The sequence below is a fragment of the Streptomyces sp. Ru71 genome (assembly GCF_002920535.1).
GTDB lineage: Bacteria > Actinomycetota > Actinomycetes > Streptomycetales > Streptomycetaceae > Streptomyces.
This window is the reverse complement of the sequence record NZ_PQSS01000084.1, coordinates 1-20319: the sequence shown is the minus strand read 5'-3', so window position 1 is coordinate 20319 and position 20319 is coordinate 1. Positions and strand designations below refer to the sequence as shown.

At 71.6% G+C, this 20319-nt stretch carries 18 protein-coding genes and 2 pseudogenes; 5 read left to right on the top strand and 15 right to left on the bottom strand.

The window, feature by feature from the left end; genetic code table 11:
* The first annotated feature begins 26 nt into the window (after positions 1–26).
* Both C3489_RS32305 and C3489_RS32300 read left to right on the top strand, forming a co-directional pair.
* Complete coding sequence (locus C3489_RS32305) at positions 27–755, top strand: DUF4232 domain-containing protein (RefSeq protein ID WP_103785671.1); 729 nt, start codon at positions 27–29, stop codon at positions 753–755.
* A 56-nt stretch (positions 756–811) separates the two neighbouring features.
* The gene (locus tag C3489_RS32300) at positions 812–1075 is read left to right on the top strand and encodes a hypothetical protein (RefSeq protein WP_103785670.1); all 264 of its coding nucleotides are present in this window, start codon (positions 812–814) and stop codon (positions 1073–1075) included.
* On the opposite strand, the gene hemB is transcribed toward C3489_RS32300, so the two are convergent.
* From hemB to C3489_RS32270, 6 genes are all read right to left on the bottom strand, one after another.
* The gene (gene hemB / locus C3489_RS32295) at positions 1039–2031 is read right to left on the bottom strand and encodes a porphobilinogen synthase (RefSeq protein WP_103785669.1); all 993 of its coding nucleotides are present in this window, start codon (positions 2029–2031) and stop codon (positions 1039–1041) included. The two genes, C3489_RS32300 and hemB, sit on opposite strands and share 37 nt — an antisense overlap.
* Before the next feature lie 248 nt (positions 2032–2279).
* A complete protein-coding gene (locus tag C3489_RS32290; protein ID WP_103785668.1) occupies positions 2280–3986 on the bottom strand; it encodes a bifunctional uroporphyrinogen-III C-methyltransferase/uroporphyrinogen-III synthase in 1707 nt (568 codons plus the stop codon).
* Entirely contained in the window at positions 3983–4942 is a 960-nt protein-coding gene (gene hemC / locus C3489_RS32285; protein WP_103785667.1) for a hydroxymethylbilane synthase, read from the bottom strand. The genes C3489_RS32290 and hemC overlap by 4 nt, the downstream gene beginning before the upstream one ends.
* Positions 4939–6633, bottom strand: coding sequence for a glutamyl-tRNA reductase (locus tag C3489_RS32280; protein WP_103785666.1), 1695 nt, complete (start codon positions 6631–6633; stop codon positions 4939–4941). Before C3489_RS32280 ends, hemC begins: the two co-directional genes overlap by 4 nt.
* Positions 6630–7433: a redox-sensing transcriptional repressor Rex gene (locus tag C3489_RS32275; protein ID WP_103785665.1), complete on the bottom strand. Its 804-nt coding sequence runs from the start codon at positions 7431–7433 to the stop codon at positions 6630–6632. Before C3489_RS32275 ends, C3489_RS32280 begins: the two co-directional genes overlap by 4 nt.
* A 258-nt stretch (positions 7434–7691) precedes the next feature.
* Positions 7692–7970, bottom strand: a complete 279-nt coding sequence (locus C3489_RS32270; RefSeq protein ID WP_374936796.1) for a glutaredoxin family protein — start codon at positions 7968–7970, stop codon at positions 7692–7694.
* A 183-nt stretch (positions 7971–8153) separates the two neighbouring features.
* Between C3489_RS32270 and C3489_RS32265 the strand changes: the two genes are divergently transcribed.
* The 3 genes from C3489_RS32265 (at position 8154) to C3489_RS32250 (ending at position 12195) form a co-directional block, all read left to right on the top strand.
* Entirely contained in the window at positions 8154–9071 is a 918-nt protein-coding gene (locus C3489_RS32265; RefSeq protein ID WP_103785663.1) for an HAD family phosphatase, read from the top strand.
* 862 nt (positions 9072–9933) lie between these two features.
* Complete coding sequence (locus tag C3489_RS32255; RefSeq protein WP_103785662.1) at positions 9934–10713, top strand: ECF subfamily RNA polymerase sigma factor, BldN family; 780 nt, start codon at positions 9934–9936, stop codon at positions 10711–10713.
* A gap of 234 nt (positions 10714–10947) precedes the next feature.
* A complete protein-coding gene (locus C3489_RS32250; protein WP_103785661.1) occupies positions 10948–12195 on the top strand; it encodes a DUF5667 domain-containing protein in 1248 nt (415 codons plus the stop codon).
* Positions 12196–12267: 72 nt separating this feature from the next.
* Here C3489_RS32250 and C3489_RS32245 read toward each other — a convergent pair whose 3' ends face one another.
* The 9 genes and pseudogenes from C3489_RS32245 to C3489_RS32200 all read right to left on the bottom strand — a co-directional run bounded on the left by C3489_RS32245 (position 12268) and on the right by C3489_RS32200 (position 20283).
* Complete coding sequence (locus C3489_RS32245; RefSeq protein WP_103785660.1) at positions 12268–13365, bottom strand: lysophospholipid acyltransferase family protein; 1098 nt, start codon at positions 13363–13365, stop codon at positions 12268–12270.
* Positions 13366–13379: 14 nt separating this feature from the next.
* Positions 13380–14441 (bottom strand): NAD-dependent epimerase/dehydratase family protein, encoded by a 1062-nt coding sequence (locus C3489_RS32240; RefSeq protein WP_103785659.1) that lies wholly within the window; start codon positions 14439–14441, stop codon positions 13380–13382.
* Positions 14442–14664: 223 nt separating this feature from the next.
* Positions 14665–14763 (bottom strand): 30S ribosomal protein bS22, encoded by a 99-nt coding sequence (locus tag C3489_RS32235; RefSeq protein ID WP_003948845.1) that lies wholly within the window; start codon positions 14761–14763, stop codon positions 14665–14667.
* 159 nt (positions 14764–14922) lie between these two features.
* Complete coding sequence (locus C3489_RS32230) at positions 14923–15132, bottom strand: helix-turn-helix domain-containing protein (RefSeq protein ID WP_181139929.1); 210 nt, start codon at positions 15130–15132, stop codon at positions 14923–14925.
* A 129-nt stretch (positions 15133–15261) separates the two neighbouring features.
* The gene (locus tag C3489_RS32225) at positions 15262–16077 is read right to left on the bottom strand and encodes a phosphatase (RefSeq protein WP_103785657.1); all 816 of its coding nucleotides are present in this window, start codon (positions 16075–16077) and stop codon (positions 15262–15264) included.
* A gap of 386 nt (positions 16078–16463) precedes the next feature.
* A pseudogene (locus C3489_RS32215) lies at positions 16464–17635 on the bottom strand (acetoin utilization protein AcuC).
* Positions 17586–18802, bottom strand: a pseudogene (locus tag C3489_RS32210) (MFS transporter). Before C3489_RS32210 ends, C3489_RS32215 begins: the two co-directional pseudogenes overlap by 50 nt.
* Before the next feature lie 66 nt (positions 18803–18868).
* Complete coding sequence (locus tag C3489_RS32205) at positions 18869–19546, bottom strand: VC0807 family protein (RefSeq protein WP_103785655.1); 678 nt, start codon at positions 19544–19546, stop codon at positions 18869–18871.
* Between the two features lie 92 nt (positions 19547–19638).
* Positions 19639–20283 (bottom strand): HAD family phosphatase, encoded by a 645-nt coding sequence (locus C3489_RS32200; protein WP_103785654.1) that lies wholly within the window; start codon positions 20281–20283, stop codon positions 19639–19641.
* Positions 20284–20319 lie beyond the last annotated feature (36 nt).

Here is a 20319-nt window from a genome sequence, read left to right as displayed (position 1 = left end):
CCGATCTTCCACAGCAGGGAGTCACCATGTCCGCCCGCATCACCCGAACCCGCCTCTTCGCCGCCGGCACGGTCGCGCTGGCCGCCTTCGCCCTGACGGCGTGCCAGGACGGTGGATCGGCGACCGGCGCCGAGCGTCCGGCCTCCTCGGCACCGGCCACCCCGGAGGCGACGCCCTCCACCGGCACCGGCACCCCGGGTGCGGGCGGCGGAGGCGGGGCGGAGGGCACCGGCAGCTCCGTGGACTCGGGGGCCGGCAAGGGGACCGGATCCGGCAAGGGCACGGGAGCCGGTAAAGGCACCGGAGCCGGTAAAGGCACGGGGACCGGCTCGTCCGCCGGCTCCGACCGCCCCGGCAAGTGCTCCGCCGCCACCGTACGCATCACCGCGACGCAGGTGACCCGCCCGGTCAACCACCTGCTGCTGACCGCGACCAACCGCGGCAAGAAGACCTGCCTGCTGCCCCCGTACCCGATGGCACGCTTCGGCGAGGCCCAGTCCGTGCCGCCGGTGGCGCCGGAGACGCGGCCGCAGTCGGTGACCGGCCTGGCGCCGGGCGAGTCCGGCTACGCGGGCGTGCGGCTGTCCGCGGGCGACGGCAGCGCCGAGGGCGGCATGACCGTGCACAGCCTGACGGTCCCGTTCGACGACGGCTCGATCGCAACGGTGTCGCTGCCCGCCAAGGGCGTGTACGTCGACGACAGCCTGACCGTCACGTACTGGCAGGCCGACCTGGAAACGGCCCTCGACTGGTGATGCGGCGTCCCGTACCGCGTCCCATCGGACCGACGTCCTCGCAGGTCAGGGGCTGTGTGACCGTCCCGGCGTCCCACATCCGCGAGCGGCTGTGGCGCACCGGGCGGGTCGGCGGCGAGGCTGACGCCATGCCCGTACGACACCGGACCCGCACCCTGCCCGCACGTACCCGCCGGCTGGCCGCCGCGGTCGCCCTCGCCGTGCTCGCGGCCGGCGCCCTGACGGCCTGCCGTGACGGCGAGGGCCTGCGCGACGAGGGCCCCTCGCACGCCCTGCGGGCGCCTCAGCGCAGCTTCTGGGCGACCTCGGTGGCCCAGTAGGTGAGGATGTTCCGCGCACCGGCGCGCTTGATGCCGGTGAGGGTCTCGAAGATCGCCCGGTCCCGGTCGACCCAGCCCTTCTCGGCGGCGGCCTCGATCATCGCGTACTCGCCGGAGATCTGGTACGCGGCGACCGGCACGTCCACGGCGTCCGCGACCCGGGCGAGGATGTCGAGGTACGGCCCGGCCGGCTTGACCATGACCATGTCCGCGCCCTCGGCGAGGTCCAGCTCCAACTCCCGCAGCGACTCGCGCCAGTTGGCGGGATCCTGCTGGTAGGTCTTGCGGTCGCCCTGCAGGGAGGAGGCGACGGCCTCGCGGAAGGGGCCGTAGAAGGCGGAGGAGTACTTGGCGGTGTAGGCGAGGATGGCGACGTCCTCGCGCTCGATCTGGTCGAGGGCGTCCCGGATGACACCGATCTGGCCGTCCATCATGCCGCTGGGACCCACGACGTGCGCACCGGCGTCGGCCTGCACCTGGGCCATCTCGGCGTACCGCTCCAGCGTGGCGTCGTTGTCGACACGTCCCTGGGCGTCGAGGACGCCGCAGTGCCCGTGATCGGTGAACTCGTCGAGGCACAGGTCGGACATGACGAGCAGGTCGTCGCCGACCTCGGCCCGCACGTCCCGCAGGGCGACCTGGAGAATGCCGTCCGGGTCGGTGCCGGCGGTGCCGAGGGCGTCCTTCTTGTCGTCCTCCGGCACGCCGAAGAGCATGATCCCGGAGACCCCGGCCTCCACAGCCTCCGCGGCGGCCTTCTTCAGGCTGTCCCGGGTGTGCTGCACGACCCCCGGCATGGAGCCGATCGCCACCGGCTCGCTCACGCCCTCCCGCACGAACGCGGGCAGGATCAGATCGGCGGGGTGCAGCCGGGTCTCGGCGACCATCCGCCGCATGACGGGCGTACTCCGAAGCCGGCGGGGCCGCGAACCGGGAAAAGATCCATACTTCGACATACCACCTACGCTACGCCCGCGCGGGGGGTGCCTTTGCCGACGCGGAGTCGGGGGTGAGGTCGCCGTTCGTCTGCGGGTGGGTGGGTGGCTGGTCGCGCAGTTCCCCGCGCCCCTGAAATGCCCCCTCCCGCCGTCGGCGGCTATCCCTACATAGCTGCACCCACCCCCGGCCAGCCACAGCACCGGGCACCGTGAAGCGGCGAGTACAGCGACAGGGCGCCCCCTGAGGAGCGCCCTGTCGGTTGGGGTCACGTCGCCGCGCGGCGCCTCCGCGCACCCGGGCGGCGTTCGCTGGGCCGGGTCACCGGGTCGCCGGCCTCCAGCGCTGCCAGGCGGCGCTTCATGCCGAAGTCGGCCAGGGCCTCCGCCAGCTTGTGGACGGACGGCTCCGGGGCCATGACGTCCACACGCAGGCCGTGTTCCTCCGCCGTCTTCGCCGTCGCCGGACCGATGCAGGCGATCACCGTCACGTTGTGCGGCTTGCCCGCGATGCCGACCAGGTTGCGGACCGTCGAGGACGAGGTGAACAGCACCGCGTCGAAGCCGCCGCCCTTGATCGCCTCACGGGTGTCGGCCGGCGGCGGCGAGGCGCGGACCGTGCGGTAGGCCGTGACGTCGTCGACCTCCCAGCCCAGCTCGATCAGACCCGCCACCAGCGTTTCGGTGGCGATGTCGGCGCGGGGCAGGAACACGCGGTCGATCGGGTCGAAGACCGGGTCGTAGGGCGGCCAGTCCTCCAGGAGGCCCGCCGCGGACTGCTCGCCCGACGGGACGAGGTCCGGCTTCACGCCGAACGCGATCAGCGCCTTCGCCGTCTGCTCGCCCACCGCGGCCACCTTGATGCCCGCGAAGGCGCGCGCGTCGAGGCCGTACTCCTCGAACTTCTCCCGGACCGCCTTGACCGCGTTGACCGAGGTGAACGCGATCCACTCGTAGCGGCCGGTGACCAGGCCCTTGACCGCGCGCTCCATCTGCTGCGGGGTGCGCGGGGGTTCGACGGCGATCGTCGGGACCTCGTGCGGCACCGCGCCGTAGGAGCGCAGCTGGTCGGAGAGCGACGCCGCCTGCTCCTTGGTGCGCGGCACGAGGACCTTCCAGCCGAACAGCGGCTTGGACTCGAACCACGCCAGCTGGTCGCGCTGGGCGGGGGCGCTGCGGTCTCCGACCACGGCTATCACCGGGCGGCCGCCGTCCGGGGACGGCAGCACCTTCGCCTGCTTCAGCGTCTGCGCGATCGTGCCGAGCGTGGCCGTCCAGGTGCGCTGCCGGGTCGTCGTACCGGCGATCGTCACCGTCAGCGGGGTGTCCGGCTTGCGGCCCGCCGAGACCAGCTCGCCCGCGGCCGCCGCCACCGAGTCCAGCGTGGTGGAGACGACCACCGTGCCGTCGGAGGCGCCCACCTCGGTCCAGCACCGGTCGGAGGCGGTACGGGCGTCCACGAACCGCACGTCCGCGCCCTCGGCGTCACGCAGCGGCACACCGGCGTACGCGGGCACGCCGACCGCGGTCGCGATGCCCGGGACCACCTCGAAGGGCACGCCGGCCTTGGCGCAGGCGAGCATCTCCTCGGCGGCGTACGCGTCCAGGCCGGGGTCGCCGGACACCGCACGGACGACCCGCCTGCCGCCCCGCGCGGCCTCCATGACAAGATGTGCGGCATCCCGCACCGCGGGAATCCCAGCGGTTGTTGACGCCCCGTCAACGACCGCCGGTTGGGGCGTGCCCGTGCCCGGATTCGGGTCCGCGAGCGGATCCACGTCCGTGGGCATGACGCTGACGCCCTGCCGCGCGTGCGTGCGTACGACGTCGAGCACCTCGTGCTCGGCGACGAGGACGTCCGCGTTCGCCAGCGCCTCCACGGCGCGCAGAGTCAGCAGTCCCGGATCTCCGGGTCCGGCACCGAGGAAGGTGACGTGCCCGTGTTCAGGACCGGCGGGAAGGGTGGTGGGGCTCAATGTGCTCGCTCCCCCATCAGACCGGCCGCGCCCTGGGCGAGCATCTCGACGGCGAGTTCGCGGCCGAGAGCCACGGCGCCCTCGTGCGTCTCGGGCACGGGACCGGTGGTGGACAGCTGCACCGTGCGGGTGCCGTCGGGGGTGCCGACGACGCCGCGCAGGCGCATTTCCTTGACAATCTGCCCGTCGGCCAGCAGGTCGGCCAACGCGCCCACAGGTGCGCTGCAGCCGGCCTCCAGGGCGGCGAGCAGTGACCGCTCCGCCGTCACGGCGGCCCGCGTGAACGGGTCGTCGAGCTCGGCGAGCGCGGCGATCAGTTCCGCGTTGTCCGCGGAACACTCGATCGCCAGGGCCCCCTGGCCGGGGGCGGGCAGAACCGTGTCGACCGACAGGAAGTCGGTCACCTCGTCGCTGCGGCCGATCCGGTTCAGCCCGGCGGCGGCCAGCACCACGGCGTCCAGTTCGCCGTCACGGACGTACCCGATGCGGGTGTCGACGTTCCCGCGGATCGGGACCGTCTCGATGTCCAGCCCGTGGCCGCGCGCGTACGCGTTCAGCTGCGCCATGCGGCGCGGCGAACCGGTGCCGATGCGCGCCCCGCGCGGCAGGTCCGTGAACTTCAGCGCGTCCCGCGCGACGATCACGTCCCGCGGGTCCTCGCGCACCGGTACGGCGGCCAGGACGAGTTCCTCGGGCTGCGCGGTCGGCAGGTCCTTGAGCGAATGAACCGCGAAGTCCACCTCGCCCCGCACCAGCGCGTCGCGCAGCGCCGTGACGAACACGCCGGTGCCGCCGATCTGCGCCAGATGCGCCCGGGAGACATCACCGTAGGTGGTGATCTCCACGAGCTCCACGGGCCGTCCGGTCACCTCGCGCACGGCGTCCGCCACCTGCCCGGACTGGGCCATGGCGAGCTTGCTGCGCCTGGTCCCCAGCCTCAGTGCCTTCTCAGTCATCGCTGGCCCTCGGTTCCGGCCTTCTTCTCGGTGCTGTCATCGGCCCGGGAGACGGAGGCCACCGTCTCGGGGTCGAGGTCGAACAGGGTGCGCAGCGCGTCCGCGTACCCGGCGCCGCCGGGCTCGGCCGCGAGCTGCTTGACCCGTACCGTCGGCGCGTGCAGCAGCTTGTCGACGACGCGCTTGACGGTCTGCGTGATCTCGGCGCGGTGCTTGTCGTCCAGGCCGGGCAGCCGGCCCTCCAGGCGTGCCATCTCACCGGCGACGACGTCGGCGGCCATGGTGCGCAGCGCGACCACGGTCGGCGTGATGTGCGCGGCCCGCAGGGCGGCGCCGAACGCGGCGACCTCGTCGGAGACGATCCGGCGCACCTGGTCGACGTCCGCCGCCATCGGCGCGTCCGCGGAGGCCTCGGCGAGGGACTCGATGTCCACCAGCCGCACGCCGGTCAGCCGGTGCACGGCCGCGTCGATGTCGCGGGGCATGGCCAGGTCGAGCAGGAACAGCGAGGGGCGCGGGCGCGGGATCTCGGCGACCGGCTCGGGCCTGCGCCGCTCCGGGATGCGGCCGATCGTCGCCACGGTCGCGGCGAGCGCGCCGATCAGCTCGGCGTCGGCCTCGGGGCTGCGCCGGGCGTCCTCGCGGCGCTCGACGACCGTGCCCTTGTCGACCCAGGCGGCGTGCTGCTCCAGCGTCGCCGCGTCCATGCCGGCCACGGCGGCCTCCCCGGCCAGCGAGAAGCCGGACTGCACGGCGGACAGGTCCAGCGGGCAGCCGTCCTCGGTGCCGACCGAGGTGGGCGGCAGCGGGCGGGCCTGCGGGGCTTCCTCCACGGCGACGGGGGCGCCCGTACGGTCCTCCAGCGCGGCCGTGACCGCCTCCGCCGTCAGGACGAGTCCCGTCGCCCCGGTACAGGAGACGGCGATGTCGGCACGTGTCAGCTCGCCCGGTACGGCGTCCATCCGTACCGCGCGGGCCGCCACGTCCGTGTCGTCGCCCTGGGTGAGGATCTCCGCGAGGCGCTCGGCGCGCTCGAACGTGCGGTTGGCGACGACGATCTCGGCGACGCCGGCCCGCGCCAGGGTCGCCGCGGCCAGCGACGACATCGAGCCGGCGCCGATGACCAGCGCCTTGCGGCCGCGCGCCCAGGCGGTGACGTCCTCGCCCTGCGCGAGCTGCTCCAGGCCGAAGGTGACCAGGGACTGCCCGGCGCGGTCGATGCCGGTCTCGGAGTGGGCGCGCTTGCCGACCCGCAGGGCCTGCTGGAACAGGTCGTTCAGCAGCTTGCCCGCGGTGTGCAGCTCCTGCGCCCTTGCGAGCGCGTCCTTGATCTGGCCGAGGATCTGGCCCTCGCCGACGACCATCGAGTCCAGGCCGCAGGCCACCGAGAACAGGTGGTGGACCGCCCGGTCCTCGTAGTGCACGTAGAGATAGGGGGTGAGCTCCTCCAGGCCGACCCCGCTGTGCTGGGCCAGCAGCGTGGACAGCTCGGCGACACCGGCGTGGAACTTGTCCACGTCGGCGTACAGCTCGATGCGGTTGCAGGTGGCCAGCACGGCGGCCTCGGTGGCCGGTTCGGCGGCGACCGTGTCCTGGAGCAGCTTGATCTGGGCGTCCGCGCTCAGCGCGGCCCGCTCCAGCACGCTGACCGGGGCGCTGCGGTGGCTCAGCCCGACGACGAGGAGGCTCATGCCGGCATCACGGCGGGCACGTCCCCGTCGGGTCCCTGGTCGGCGGAGCCGCCGCGGCGGGCGGTGATGCCCGCCTCCTTGGTGGTGGCGGGCACCGCGTCCGCGGTGGTGGTGGGCAGGGCCGCCTCGGCGGCCTCCTCGCCGGCCTTGCGCTGCTCGTGGAAGGCGAGGATCTGCAGCTCGATGGAGAGGTCGACCTTGCGCACGTCGACGCCGTCCGGGACGTTCAGCACGGTCGGCGCGAAGTTCAGGATCGAGGTGACGCCGGCGGCCACGAGGCGGTCGCAGACCTGCTGGGCGGCGCCGGCCGGGGTGGCGATCACGCCGATGGAGACGCCGTTGTCCTGGATGATCTTCTCCAGGTCGTCGGTGTGCTGCACCGGGATGCCCGCTACGGGCTTGCCGGCCATCGCCGGGTCGGCGTCGATGAGCGCGGCCACCCGGAAGCCACGGGAGGCGAAACCGCCGTAGTTGGCGAGGGCGGCGCCGAGGTTACCGATACCGACGATCACCACGGGCCAGTCCTGGGTCAGGCCCAGCTCGCGGGAGATCTGGTACACGAGGTACTCGACGTCGTACCCGACTCCCCTGGTGCCGTAGGAGCCGAGGTAGGAGAAGTCCTTGCGCAGCTTCGCGGAGTTGACCCCGGCGGCGGCCGCCAGCTCCTCGGATGAAACCGTGGGGACCGAGCGCTCCGACAGTGCGGTCAGCGCCCGGAGGTACAACGGAAGCCTGGCGACGGTGGCCTCGGGAATCCCTCGGCTACGGGTCGCCGGTCGGTGAGTTCGGCCAGTTGCCACGGTGCTCCTGCGGGTAGAGCGGGGCTGTGGGCGGTCGTACGTCCCCAGACCGCCCCGTCGACAGCAGGCTATGTCTTTGTGAACGCGTGCACAAAGATGGTGTCCGATTTGCCCGCCCAACGTGACCGGGCTCACGCGCGTTTTATGTCGCGTGCTACGTGGGGGCAAAACCGGCTCACTCCTCGTGAATCCCGCCCCCGAGACCAAAGCGGATCGATCCTATGCGACGTTCGGTACGGTCTTGAACTAGTCGGTCGGCTAGTCCGTGAGGGCTTTGCGCAGGCGGTCCTCGTTCACCCGCCAGAACGTGTGCTGCTCGCCGTCGACGAGGACGACCGGGATCTGCTCCCAGTACTGGTCGTACAGGGCCTTGTCCTCGGTGATGTCCTTCTGCTCCCAGTCCACGCCGAGCTCCGCGCAGACCTTCTCGATCACCTGCTGGGCGTCGTCGCAGAGGTGACAGCCGGGCTTGCGGACGAGGGTGACGAGGCGGTCCTGGGGGGCGCGGCGGGGGGCGCGGCGGAAGAGGGGGCTCATGACGGTCATTGTCGCGCGGGCGGCTCGACCGTTGCCGTGCTGACGGCTCGTCGGGCTTGCGGAGGGTTGTCGGCTGCCTCGACCCGCTTTCGATGACTTCTTTAACGGCTCGGTCGCGCAGAGTTCACAGGCTTCCAACCTCTCGGCGCCGGAACCACCGAACAAACTGGCTATGCTCACGCCATGGCCGCTCTCGGATGGCTCACTCCCCGTAGGCGCTCCGCCACGGCGCGAAGCGTGTTGGCAGGCGAGGCCTCGGCGGAGGCCGCGCGCAAGTCGGCGCCGGCCGCCGACGTCACCGCGGAGGAACCGGAGTTCCCGGTGCTCGGTGACGACCAGGCCGCCGCGTTCTTCGATCTGGACAACACGGTGATGCAGGGTGCGGCCCTGTTCCACTTCGGGCGGGGCCTGTACAAGCGGAAGTTCTTCGAGACCCGGGATCTGGCGCGGTTCGCCTGGCAGCAGGCGTGGTTCCGGCTGGCCGGGGTGGAGGACCCCGAGCACATGCAGGAGGCCCGCGACTCGGCGCTGTCCATCGTCAAGGGGCACCGCGTCTCCGAGCTGAAGTCGATCGGCGAGGAGATCTACGACGAGTACATGGCCGAGCGGATCTGGCCGGGCACGCGGGCGCTGGCGCAGGCGCACCTGGACGCGGGGCAGAAGGTGTGGCTGGTGACCGCCGCGCCGGTGGAGATCGCCCAGGTGATCGCACGGCGGCTGGGGCTGACCGGTGCGCTGGGCACGGTCGCGGAGTCCGTGGACGGCGTCTACACCGGCAAGCTGGTGGGCGAGCCGCTGCACGGACCGGCCAAGGCGGAGGCGGTGCGGGCGCTGGCTGCGGCGGAGGGGCTGGATCTGTCCCGGTGCGCGGCGTACAGCGACTCGCACAACGACATCCCGATGCTGTCGCTGGTGGGTCATCCGTACGCGATCAACCCGGACGCGAAGCTGCGGCGGCATGCGCGGGAGCATGACTGGCGGCTGCGGGACTATCGCACGGGGCGCAAGGCGGCGAAGGTCGGCATTCCGGCGGCGGCGGGGGTGGGCGCGGTGGCCGGTGGCACGGCGGCGGCGATCGCGTTGCACCGGCGCCGGCGGTAGTGGTTCGTCTGCGGGTGTCGTCGTGGTTGCTCGCGGGTGCCTGCGGGCGGGCTGTGCGGGTTGCGTTGTGGTTGCTCGCGGGTGCCTGCGGCGGCCTGTGCGGGTTGCGTTGTGGTTGCTCGCCGGTGCCTGCGGCGGCCCGTGCGGGTTGCGTTGTGGCTGGTCGCGCAGTTCCCCGCGCCCCTGAAATGCCTGCGGCGGCCCGTCGCTGTCACGTCGTGGCTGGTGTAGCGCCTTCGGTCCGGTGGGTGGGTCGGGGCCGGGGTGGGGGGTATCCGTCCTCGGTCCGGCCCACTGTCCCCGACGCGCTAGCTGTTGGCGGTGCCGGCCGCTGCGGGCGGACACCCCCCACCCCGTCCCCTTCTCGCCGTCGGCGGCTTTCCCCACATAGCTGCGGGCCGCCGCGCGGGGGCGGCACCCGTATCCGCATAGCTGCGGGCAGTCGTGCCGCTGGGGCGGCACGGGTGGGCGCAGCAGCCCCCCGTCGCGCCGGGCTGCGCACCCACCCCCCGGCCAGCCACGGCTCGCGGCTCAGAACCAGTCACGCCCCGTCAGTTCCGGCCATTCCAGGGGGCATACCCACCCAGCGGAGCGAACAGTCACCGATCTCTCACGCGGCCACAACCCGGCCCACACTCACCCCGAATGCGAACCGATCCGATCAAGAAGCGTTCCGGGAGGGGAAACTGATCGGCCGTCAAACGGCCACAGAAGCGACGCAATCGATGATTTGAGCAACTCGGTGTAGCAGTGCCTGCACGAAGCGTTATTCTCCTCAGACGCAAACCGGTACCCCTCCGTCGCCACGACGGGTGAACGGTCCCGCACTGCACGTGATGGAAGCTCTGCCTCTGGGAGTCCCGTGTACCCACACGTCGGGGTTGACGCCTCGGGCCTGGCTACGCTGCGCGCAACGGTCGCGACGGTGCAAAACCTGCTGCGCGGCCTCGTCCCCGCCGCGCACGCCGTCCCCGCATTCGCCACCGCCACCCCCGCCGGCCCGTGCTACGCACTGGCCGAGAGCGGGGCCGCGGTGGGCAGAAGGGGGCGCGCGACCGGTGCCGCCACCGCTCGCCGCCCCGCCGCGGACAGCGACAGCGCCCGGATGATGGACCTCGTCGAGCGCGCCCAGGCCGGCGAGGCCGAGGCGTTCGGCCGGCTCTACGACCAGTACAGCGACACCGTCTATCGGTACATCTACTACCGGGTGGGGGGGAAGGCCACCGCCGAGGACCTCACCAGTGAGACCTTTCTGCGGGCGCTCAGGAGGATCGGCACCTTCACCTGGCAGGGGCGGGACTTCGGCGCGTGGCTGGTGACCATCGCCCGCAACCTGGTGGCCGACCACTTCAAGTCCAGCCGGTTCCGGCTGGAGGTGACCACCGGCGAGATGCTCGACGCTAACGAGGTCGAGCGCTCCCCGGAGGAGTCCGTCCTGGAGTCGCTGTCGAACGCGGCCCTGCTGGACGCCGTACGACGGCTCAACCCGCAGCAGCAGGAGTGCGTGACCCTGCGCTTCCTGCAGGGCCTGTCCGTCGCCGAGACCGCCCGGGTCATGGGCAAGAACGAGGGTGCGATCAAGACCCTCCAGTACCGCGCCGTGCGCACCCTCGCCCGGCTGCTGCCGGACGACGCCCGCTGATCACGACACGCTCAGCGACGCTCAAGTCACGTTCCGTCCGCGTTCGTTGACTTCCCGATCCGATCATCCGCCGTCCGTAACCCAAGTGCCGCGCCGCTCGTTGTGCGGGATGCAGGCTCCCTGTGGTCACGCCCAGGCCAAAGCTGATCACACGATCGTGTGGAAGTGGCCGGGGCGTGCAACCCTCAGGACCCCCTGGGGAGTCGACCGTCATGACGAGAGGAGGTGCCGCCAGTGATCGCGAACGTATCGGCGCACCGGCGGGCGAACGCCTTCGCCCAGGCCCTGGAGGAGCAGTCCGATCGGGGCACGGCGGCCGAGCAGTCCGAAGGATCGGCACCGGCCCCAGCCGCCGAGGACCCAACCGAGCAGGGGCGCCTTGTCGCCCTCGCCGCCGGTCTCGGTGCGCTGCCCAAGCCGGAGCTCGATCCGGAGGTCAAGGTCGTCCAGCGAGCCCAGCTCGTGGCCGCGTTCGAGGCCATGCTGCAGGAGGGCGCCGCGGGGGGCGAGGCAGCGGACCCTTCCGTGCCCGAGCAGCGGTCCGCGAGGGCCAGGGGCGCACACCGGGCGACGCCACTGGGGAAGTTCCGCCCGCGCACACGGCTGGCCAAGGGCCTCACCGCGGGCGGGCTCAGCGTCGGTGTTGCGGCCGGCGCCTTCGGCGGAGTCGCCGCTGCCAGCTCGGACGCGCTGCCCGGTGACTCGCTCTACGGCCTCAAGCGCAACATCGAGGACTTCAAGCTCAACTACCTGGCCGAGGGCGACGACGAGCGCGGCCGGTCCTATCTGGACCAGGCGTCCACCCGGCTGAGCGAGGCCAGACGGCTGCTGGAGCGCGGCCGTGGCGGGCACCTCGACCACGAGTCGCTCGGCGAGATCCGCCGCACGCTCAACGGGATGACCCACGACGCCGCCGAGGGCCATCGCCTGCTGCACGAGGCCTATGAGCGCGACCCCGACTCCCTGGGCCCCATCCAGGCGCTGTCGGCCTTCTCCGCCTCGCACCGCGAGGTGTGGGGCGCGCTGCGCGACAAGCTGCCCGTGCAGCTCGGGGACGTCAGCGAGCAGGTGTCGTCGGTGTTCGACGCCATAGACGAAGAGGTCGCCCCGCTGCAGTCCCTGCTGCCGCAGACCCCGGCCACCCGGGGCGGCGACGGCAACCGGCCGGGCGGCGGGCCGGCGTCCACCGGGTCCTCCGGTGCGCACCGCTCCGGCGATCCCAGCCGTGGCACCGGTGGCGCCCCCACCACCGGCGACCACACCGGCACCGGCGGCCCCAGCAAGTCCGCTCCCGGTATCGGCGGCATCGACGACGGCCTCCTCGGTGGCAACACCGGCGGCCTGTTCGAACAGCCGAAGGAGACCGGCAGCGCCTCGCCGTCGCAGAGCGGTCCGTCCATCCCCGAGCCGGACGTGACGCTCCCGCCGCTCCTCCCGGGCCTCCTGCCCGGCCTGGGCATCGACAGCGACGACGCCGACTAGTCCCCGGTCACGACGGTGGGGGCGCCTCTCTCCCGAGGGGCGCCCCCACCGTCGTATGTCTGCCGGAACGTTTCAGAAGAACACCGACCTTCGCTGGACCAGCAGTTTGTAGAGGGTGTGCTGGATCTGTTCGCGGACCTGGTCGGTCAGGTTGAACATCAGCATCGGGTCCTCCGCCGCCTCCGGCGGATAGCCGTCCGTGGCGATCGGCTCGCCGAACTGGATCGTCCACTTGGTGGGCAGCGGCAGCGCGCCCAGCGGGCCCAGCCAGGGGAAGGTCGGCGTCAGCGGGAAGTACGGGAAGCCGAGGAGACGCGCCAGCGTCTTCGCGTTGCCGATCATCGGGTAGATCTCCTCCGCCCCGACGATCGAGCACGGGATGATCGGCGCACCCTGCCGCAGCGCCGTGGAGACGAACCCGCCACGGCCGAAGCGCTGGAGCTTGTAGCGCTCGCTGAAAGGTTTCCCGATGCCCTTGAAGCCCTCCGGCATCACCCCGACCAGCTCGCCCTGGCCCAGCAGCCGTTCGGCGTCCTCCGAGCAGGCGAGGGTGTGGCCGAGCTTGCGGGCCAGCTCGTTCACCACCGGCAGCACGAAGACCAGATCGGCGGCCAGGAGACGCAGGTGACGGCCGGCCGGATGGTGGTCGTGCACCGCGACCTGCATCATCAGCCCGTCCAGCGGGAGCGTGCCGGAGTGGTTGGCGACGATCAGCGCGCCGCCCTCGGCCGGGATGTTCTCCAGGCCCTTCACCTCGACCCGGAAGTACTTCTCGTACACCGGGCGCAGCAGCGACATCAGGACCTGGTCGGTGAGTTCCTCGTCGTAGCCGAAGTCGTCGACCTCGTAGTCCCCGGTCAGGCGGCGGCGCAGGAAGGACAGGCCGGCCGCGACACGGCGCTCCAGGCCGCCCTCGCCGCCGTTGCCGCCGTCGGGCTGCTGCGGCTGCTCGGCACCGGGCTCGGGGCTCACCGGGGCCTCCTCCGGCGCGGCGGGCGTGCCGGGCGCGGACCGGCTTCCCCGGGCGCTGCGCGTGTCGCGGATCTCCCGCACCGGAACCGGCTCGCCGCCGCCCCGCCGGCTGCCAGCGCCCCGGCGTCGCGCGGGGCGCTGCACGGCGCTTCCCCGGGACCGGTCGTCGTCGAACGGAATGACCTTGGCGTCCGCCATCGTTGCTGCGCTCCTCAGTTGGCGCTCTGCGTCGGGAGGTGGCCGCCGCCCGCGAGGGGCAGCGCGGCGATCCGGTCGACGGCCCCCGCGAGGGCCTCCGGGGGCAGCAGGCCCGGTCCCCTGCTGCGTACGAAGTCGGCGAACGCCGCAGCGGTCGTGTAGGTCGGCTGGAATCCCAGCGTTTCGCGCATCTGGGTGGTGTCCACGACCCGGCCGTGGGTGAGCAGCCGGATCTGCTCGGGAGAGAAGTCCGTCATGCCCAGCGTACGCACCAGGGAGCCCGCCCACGTGACGGCGGGCAGCAGCAGCGGCACCGTGGGCCGCCCCAGCCGCCGTGCGCACTGCGAGAGGAGCAGCACGCCGTCGCCGGCGATGTTGAAGGTGCCGCTGTTCAGCGTGCCCCGGCGCGGCTCGTGCGAGGCCAGGCGCAGCACCTCGATCACGTCGTCCTCGTGCGCGAACTGCAGCCGCGGGTCGTAGCCGAACACGGTCGGCAGGACGGGCAGCGAGAAGTACGACGCGAGCGGGGTGTCGGCGCCGGGCCCGAGGATGTTGGCGAACCGCAGCACGCACACGGCGACGTCGGGGCGGCGGCGGGCGAAACCGCGCACGTACCCCTCGACCTCGACGGTGTCCTTCGCGAAGCCGCCGCTGGGCAGCGACTTGGGCGGCGTGGTCTCGGTGAAGACGGCCGGATCGCGCGGCGCGGAGCCGTAGACGTTGGTGGAGGACTTCACCACCAGCCGTTTGACCGTGGGCGACTTCTGGCAGGCACCGAGCAGCTGCATGGTGCCGATGACGTTGGTCTCCTTCACCGTGGCCCGGCTGCCGCCGGCGAGTGCCGTACCGGTGACGTCCATGTGGACGACCGTGTCGGCCCCGGTCTCGGCGAGCACCCGCGCGATGGTGGGCTGCCGGATGTCGGCCCGGATGAAGTCGGCGCCGCCCAGATGGTGCTCGGGCTGCACCGCGTCCACGGCGACGACCCGGTCGACCTGCGGGTCACGCTGGATCCGTCGTACGAAGCGGCCGCCCAGCTGCCGGGCCGCTCCGGTCACGAGCACGACCTTTCCCAAGATCAGCGCCTTCCTTCCAGACTCGTCCCACGCCCGCGTTCCCACCTGCGGCCAACTTAGCGGTTCGACGTTGCGCTGTGATGACCACCCGATGCATGAAGTGACGAGAAACGGCCGGGCGGAGCACAGTGACGCCAGAGGCGTGCGGATATGACTGTGGCCCCCCACCGGGTGTGGTGGGGGGCCACAGAACACACGCTCTACGCGGCGTTGCTCGCGTCGCTCACTTCTTGTTGCGACGCTGGACGCGCGTGCGCTTCAGCAGCTTGCGGTGCTTCTTCTTGGCCATCCGCTTGCGCCGCTTCTTGATAACAGAGCCCACGACTATCCTCGCTCACTTCTCATCACTCGGTGTTTGGGCGCCATGGGCCCACACGACCTACGAGGGGCTAGCCTACCCGCCCGAGCGCCGAGGTCGTAATCGAGGGGTCCAGGGAGATCACAAGTGCCCTGTACTGATCGCGGATCTCCCTCTTCGCCGTCAGGCAGTCTCCACCCCCACGTAGCTCTCGCGGAGGTACTCGTGGACCGCGTTCTCGGGGACGCGGAAGGACCGCCCCACCCTGATCGCGGGCAGATGACCGCTGTGCACCAGCCGGTACACGGTCATCTTCGACACTCGCATCACCGCAGCGACTTCCGCCACGGTAAGGAACTGAACCTCGCTCAGAGGCCTCTGCTCAGCAGCCATGACACACCTGAACCTTCCGCACTCGACGGCCACCGGCTTCCCCTTCCGGTGACTCTTCGTCGCTGCGTGCTCACTCCCCAGACTAGGGGCGGGTGATGCAAGTGGGGAAGAGGTGCACCCATCGGCTCCTTACTGTGACAGACACGCTCGATTGAGTACGTAGCGGGTCAGCGGGCGGTAGTAAGCGGCCCGCACCCCGTCATCAAGTGGAACGACGACGGCCACGGACCCCTCGGCCTGCCCCACGAACGGCGCCGGATCGTCCGTATCAGCCAGCCCGATCGCCTCGAACCCCAGCTGACCTGCTCCGCAGACCCAGCCGTGATCCCCCACCACGAGTTCCGGCAACGGCCCGCCGGCCTCGGCCGCCGCGGCCAGCGCGGTACGAACCGGGAGAGGCGAATGCGTGTGCGCGCCGGGCGCACCACCGGGGCGCTTCGCGCCGCCCTCGCGGACCAACGCGACTCCTCGTACGTAGTCGAGGTTGTGCGTGCGTAGACCGAACTGGGTCAATATGTCGACACAGCGACCCTGCGCCGGGGTGAGGACAGCACATCCCGCCGCCGACAACGCGTCCGCCAGATCGGCGTAGAAACCGAGCAGCCGGTGCGGGTGCCCGGTGCCGAACAGCACGCTCCCGCGACGCCGGGCGAGGGCCGCGAGCCGCTCCGCGAACGCGTCCAGCGCGGCCAGCGTCCGCTCCGGGTCGATCACATCCTGCCCGGAAGTGTGCAGCGGATCGGCCGAAACCCCGCACCTGTCCGACATCAGCTCGATCACATCCCGCGGCGCCCACGGTCGCTGCGGATCGATCCCGATCAACACGCGGGGGTCCCGAGCCGCGAACAACCGATAACTCCGCAGACTCACCTCCCGAGAGGTCGCCACGGTCCCGGCCAGCCGAGACTGAAGAAGATGGGCCCGCAGAGCACCAACAGACACCACGCCCTCGATGCTGCCGGACGGCTGCTACGAGCGACACGAAAACAGGGCAAGAGCCCACAGTTGGCGTAACGGCCACCCACCCAAGCCACGGGCAATCGTGCCGCTGGCACGGGTGAGCGCGGGCCCCCCTGTGCGCGCCGCCGCGCCGGGGGCGGCACCCGCATCCGCATAGCTGCGCGCCGCCGCGCCCGGGGGTGGCACCTGTATCCGCATAGCTGCGGGCAGTCGTGCCGCTGGGGCGGCACGGGTGGGCGCTGGGGGTCCCCCCTGCTCGAAGAGCTTGGGGGAGGCACCCCGTCGCGCCGGGCTGCGCAACCCACCCGCGCCCAGCCACAGCACCGGGTACCGGCAACACCGGGCACAGAGCCCACCCGCGAGAAACACTCCTACGCCAACAACCCCCGCAACGGAAACACCGCCCGCCGAGTAGCCAGCACCGCCTGATCCAGCCGATCCGCAGGGTCGTACCCCGCATCCCACGACGCGAACGACACCGGCCACCGCCCATCCGTCATCCGCCCCGGCCCCAACTGCCGCGTCCGAGCGAACACTTCCTGCCGCCACGACTCCGGAATCACCGACGCCGGCTCCACCGGCCGCCCCGCCGCGATCCCCACCAGATGCGTCCACGACCGGGGCACGACGTCCACCACGGCGTACCCCCACCCCCCAGCGCGACCCACTTCCCGTCCGCGTACTCGTGCGCCAGGTCGTGACAGGCCACCTGCACCGCCCGCTGCGCGTCCAGCGACACCGCCAGATGCGCCAGCGGATCCTCGAAGTGCGTGTCCGCCCCGTGCTGCGACACCACCACCTGCGGCCGGAACTCCGCCAGCAGCTCCGGCACCACCGCGTGGAACGCCCGCAGCCACCCCGCGTCCCCCGTCCCCGCCGGCAGCGCCACGTTCACCGCCGACCCCTCCGCCACATCCGCCCCCGTCTCCTCCGGCCACCCGGTCTGCGGGAACAGCGTCCGCGGATGCTCGTGCAACGAGATCGTGAGCACCCGCGGGTCCTCCCAGAACGCCGCCTGCACCCCGTCCCCGTGATGCACGTCGACGTCGATGTACGCGACCCGCTCCGCCCCCAGCTCCAGCAGCCGCGCGATGGCCAGCGCCGCGTCGTTGTAGATGCAGAACCCGGACGCACCCCCCGGCATCGCATGGTGCAGTCCGCCCGCGAAGTTCACCGCGTGCAGCGCCTCCCCGCGCCACACGGCGTCCGCCGCCCCCACCGACTGCCCCGCGATCAGCGCGGACACCTCGTGCATCCCGGCGAACGCCGGATCGTCCAGCGTCCCGAGCCCGTACGACTGGTCGGCCGCCGCCGGATCCGCGGAGGCCGCCTTCACGGCCTCGATGTAGTCCTCCCGGTGGACGAGCCGCAGCGTCGACTCCCCGGCGGGCTTGGCCGCCACCACGTCCACCTCGCGGTCGAGCCCGAAGGCACCGACCAGTTTCCGGGTCAGGGCCAGGCGGACCGGATCCATCGGATGGTCCGGACCGAAGTCATAGCCCGTTACTGCCTCGTCCCACATCAGCTGTGCGCGGCCGCTCATGCCCGCCACCGTATCGGTCCGGTTGAGCGGCGAACGACCTGGCGTACGCCAACGTCACCAGCACCAACACCATCGGCACCAGCATGGCCCCGCGATAGCTCCACGCGTCCCCGAGCGCCCCCACGAGCGGCGAGCCGATCAGGAAACCCACGTAGTTGAAGATGTTGAGCCGGGCGACCGCCGCATCGGAGGCCCCCGGGAAGAGCCGCCCCGCCGCCGCGAACGTCTGCGGCACCAGCACACACAGCCCCAGACCCAGCAACGTGAACCCGAGCATCCCCACCCACGCCCCGGGCGCCCCGCCACCACCGCGAACCCGACCGCCGCCACCAGCGCCCCGCCCCGCACCACGGCAGCCGCCCCGAACCTCCGCACCCCGAAGTCCCCGATGGCCCGCCCCAACAGCGTGGTCACCATGTACACGTTGTACGGCACGGTCGCCAGCTGCTCCGAACTGCCCAGCACGTCCTGCAGATACTTCGCGCTCCAATTGGACACCGTCGAGTCCCCGATGTACGCGAACGTCATCACCAGACACAGCGGCAACAGCAGCTTGAAGACGACCCCGTCGCCCCTGGAGTCTCCCGCCTCCTGGACGACACCAGGCCCATCCCCGTCGACGTACCACCGACTCCCCGTCAGCACCGCCGGCAACAGCACCGCCACCACCGGCAGATACGACACCCACAACGCGAGATGCCAGTGCGCCCCCACCCACGCCAGCGACGCCCCGAGTATCCCGCCCAGGCTGTACGCGGCGTGGAAGCTGAGCATGATGCTGCGCCCGTACGACCGCTGCAGACTGACCCCGAGCATGTTCATCGAGGCGTCCAGCGCCCCCACGGCCAGCCCGAACGCCGCGAGCGCCACCGCCACCTCGACCAGCCGGTCCCCCGCCCCGACGCCCAGCAGCGCCAGCAGGACCACCGGCTGGGACCAGCGCAGCACCCGGCTCGGCCGCACCCGCTTCACCAGCTGCTCGGTGGTCACGCTACCGACACCGGCGAGGATCGGGACGGCGGCCAGGAAGACCGGCAGCAGCGCGTCGGAGATGCCGTAGCGGTCCTGGACGGCCGGGATGCGCGTCACCAGGAGAGCGAAGGCGACGCCCTGCGCGAAGAAGCTGAACGCCAGCGAGGCCCTACCGCGCCGCAGCACATCAGTCATGGCGGCGAGCGTAGGGCCCCGGGCTACTGCTGGGTAGATCCAGCCAAAGATGAATTCGGCTCAACTTTACGCGGCGACCGCGACGTCCGGCCGGCCGACGGCGGCCCGCCCGGCCTCCACCTCGGCGGCCAGCATCCGCTTCATGGGCTCCACGGCCAGCCCACCACTGACCACGAAGGCGACGACCATGGTGGCGACCATCAGCACCGAACCCAGCCAGACCATCGTGTCCACCGGCACGGTGTACGCGCCCACCACCCGCGCCACGCACTCCGCCAGCAGCGCCACACCCCACACCAGCGAGAACGCCCGCTCGCCCCGCCGGAACGCCGGCGAGCCGGCCATCAGCCGCTGCCAGGCGGCCTCCCGCACCTCGTCGCCCTTCACCATGATGGGCTTGAACGCCGCGGTCATCATCGGCTTCCCGACCACCACGGACACCAGGATGCCGATGGCCACCGTGCTGCTGACCGCGCCGTCCTTGGCGAGCATCAGCCGCGGGTCACCGGAGACGAAGCTCAGCACCAGGCTGACGAGGTTCACGACGAGGATGAGCCCCGCCAGCCCGTTCACCGTCCGCTCCCGCACCGCGCTCCACACCGTGCGCCCGGCCGGCACCACGCTGCTCCAGGCGAGCGCCGCGAAGGTGCTCATCCCGAAGGCTTCCTTGAGGAGGTAGTACGAAGCGAGCGGCACCGCCACGTCGAGGAGGAGCGGCTGCAGGTTCTTCTTCGTCGTCGTCATGCTCTTAGCTTCGCGGCCGGGAGGGGTCCCCCAGTAGAAACGATCGTCCAGGCCTCGGCATGACAATTGTCAGCACCCCCGCATGGCCCGGATCATACGAGCAGGTCAGCCAACTGCCCCGGCTCGGAGAAGAGTTGAGTGGCCCCCGCCAGCCTCGCCGCCGGCGTCATGGCCGTGAACCCGAAGACGTCCATCCCGGCCGCCACGGCCGCCTGGACCCCCAGCGGACTGTCCTCTACGACGACACACCGGCCCGGCTCCACCCCCATCCGCTCGGCCGCGTGCAGGAAGAGATCCGGCGCCGGCTTGCCCCGCCCGACGTCCTGCGAGCTGAAGATCCGCGCGTCGTCGAACCACCGGTCCAGCCCGGTGGTGCGATGCCCCACCCGGATCCGCTCATGGCTCCCGGAGGACGCGACACAGTACGGCACCCCGCCGGCCGTCAGCTTCTCCAGTACGCCGGTCATCCCCGCCACCGGCTTCAACTCCCGCTCGAACGCGGCGAACACGCGAGCGTGGAAGATGTCGTCGAAGTCCTCCGGCAGCCGCTGCCCCGTGCGCTCAAGGACCAGGTCGTGAATCCGGTGCATCGCGGACCCCATGTAGTCCCGGATGGACTCCTCGTACGTCGTCGGATGCCCCAGCTCGGTCAGATAGGCGGCCAGGAGCCGGTTGGAAATCGGCTCACTGTCGACCAGGACGCCGTCGTTGTCGAAGATGACCAGTTCATAGCGCATACGACGACTGTAAGCGCCCCGGAACGCCCCCGAAAT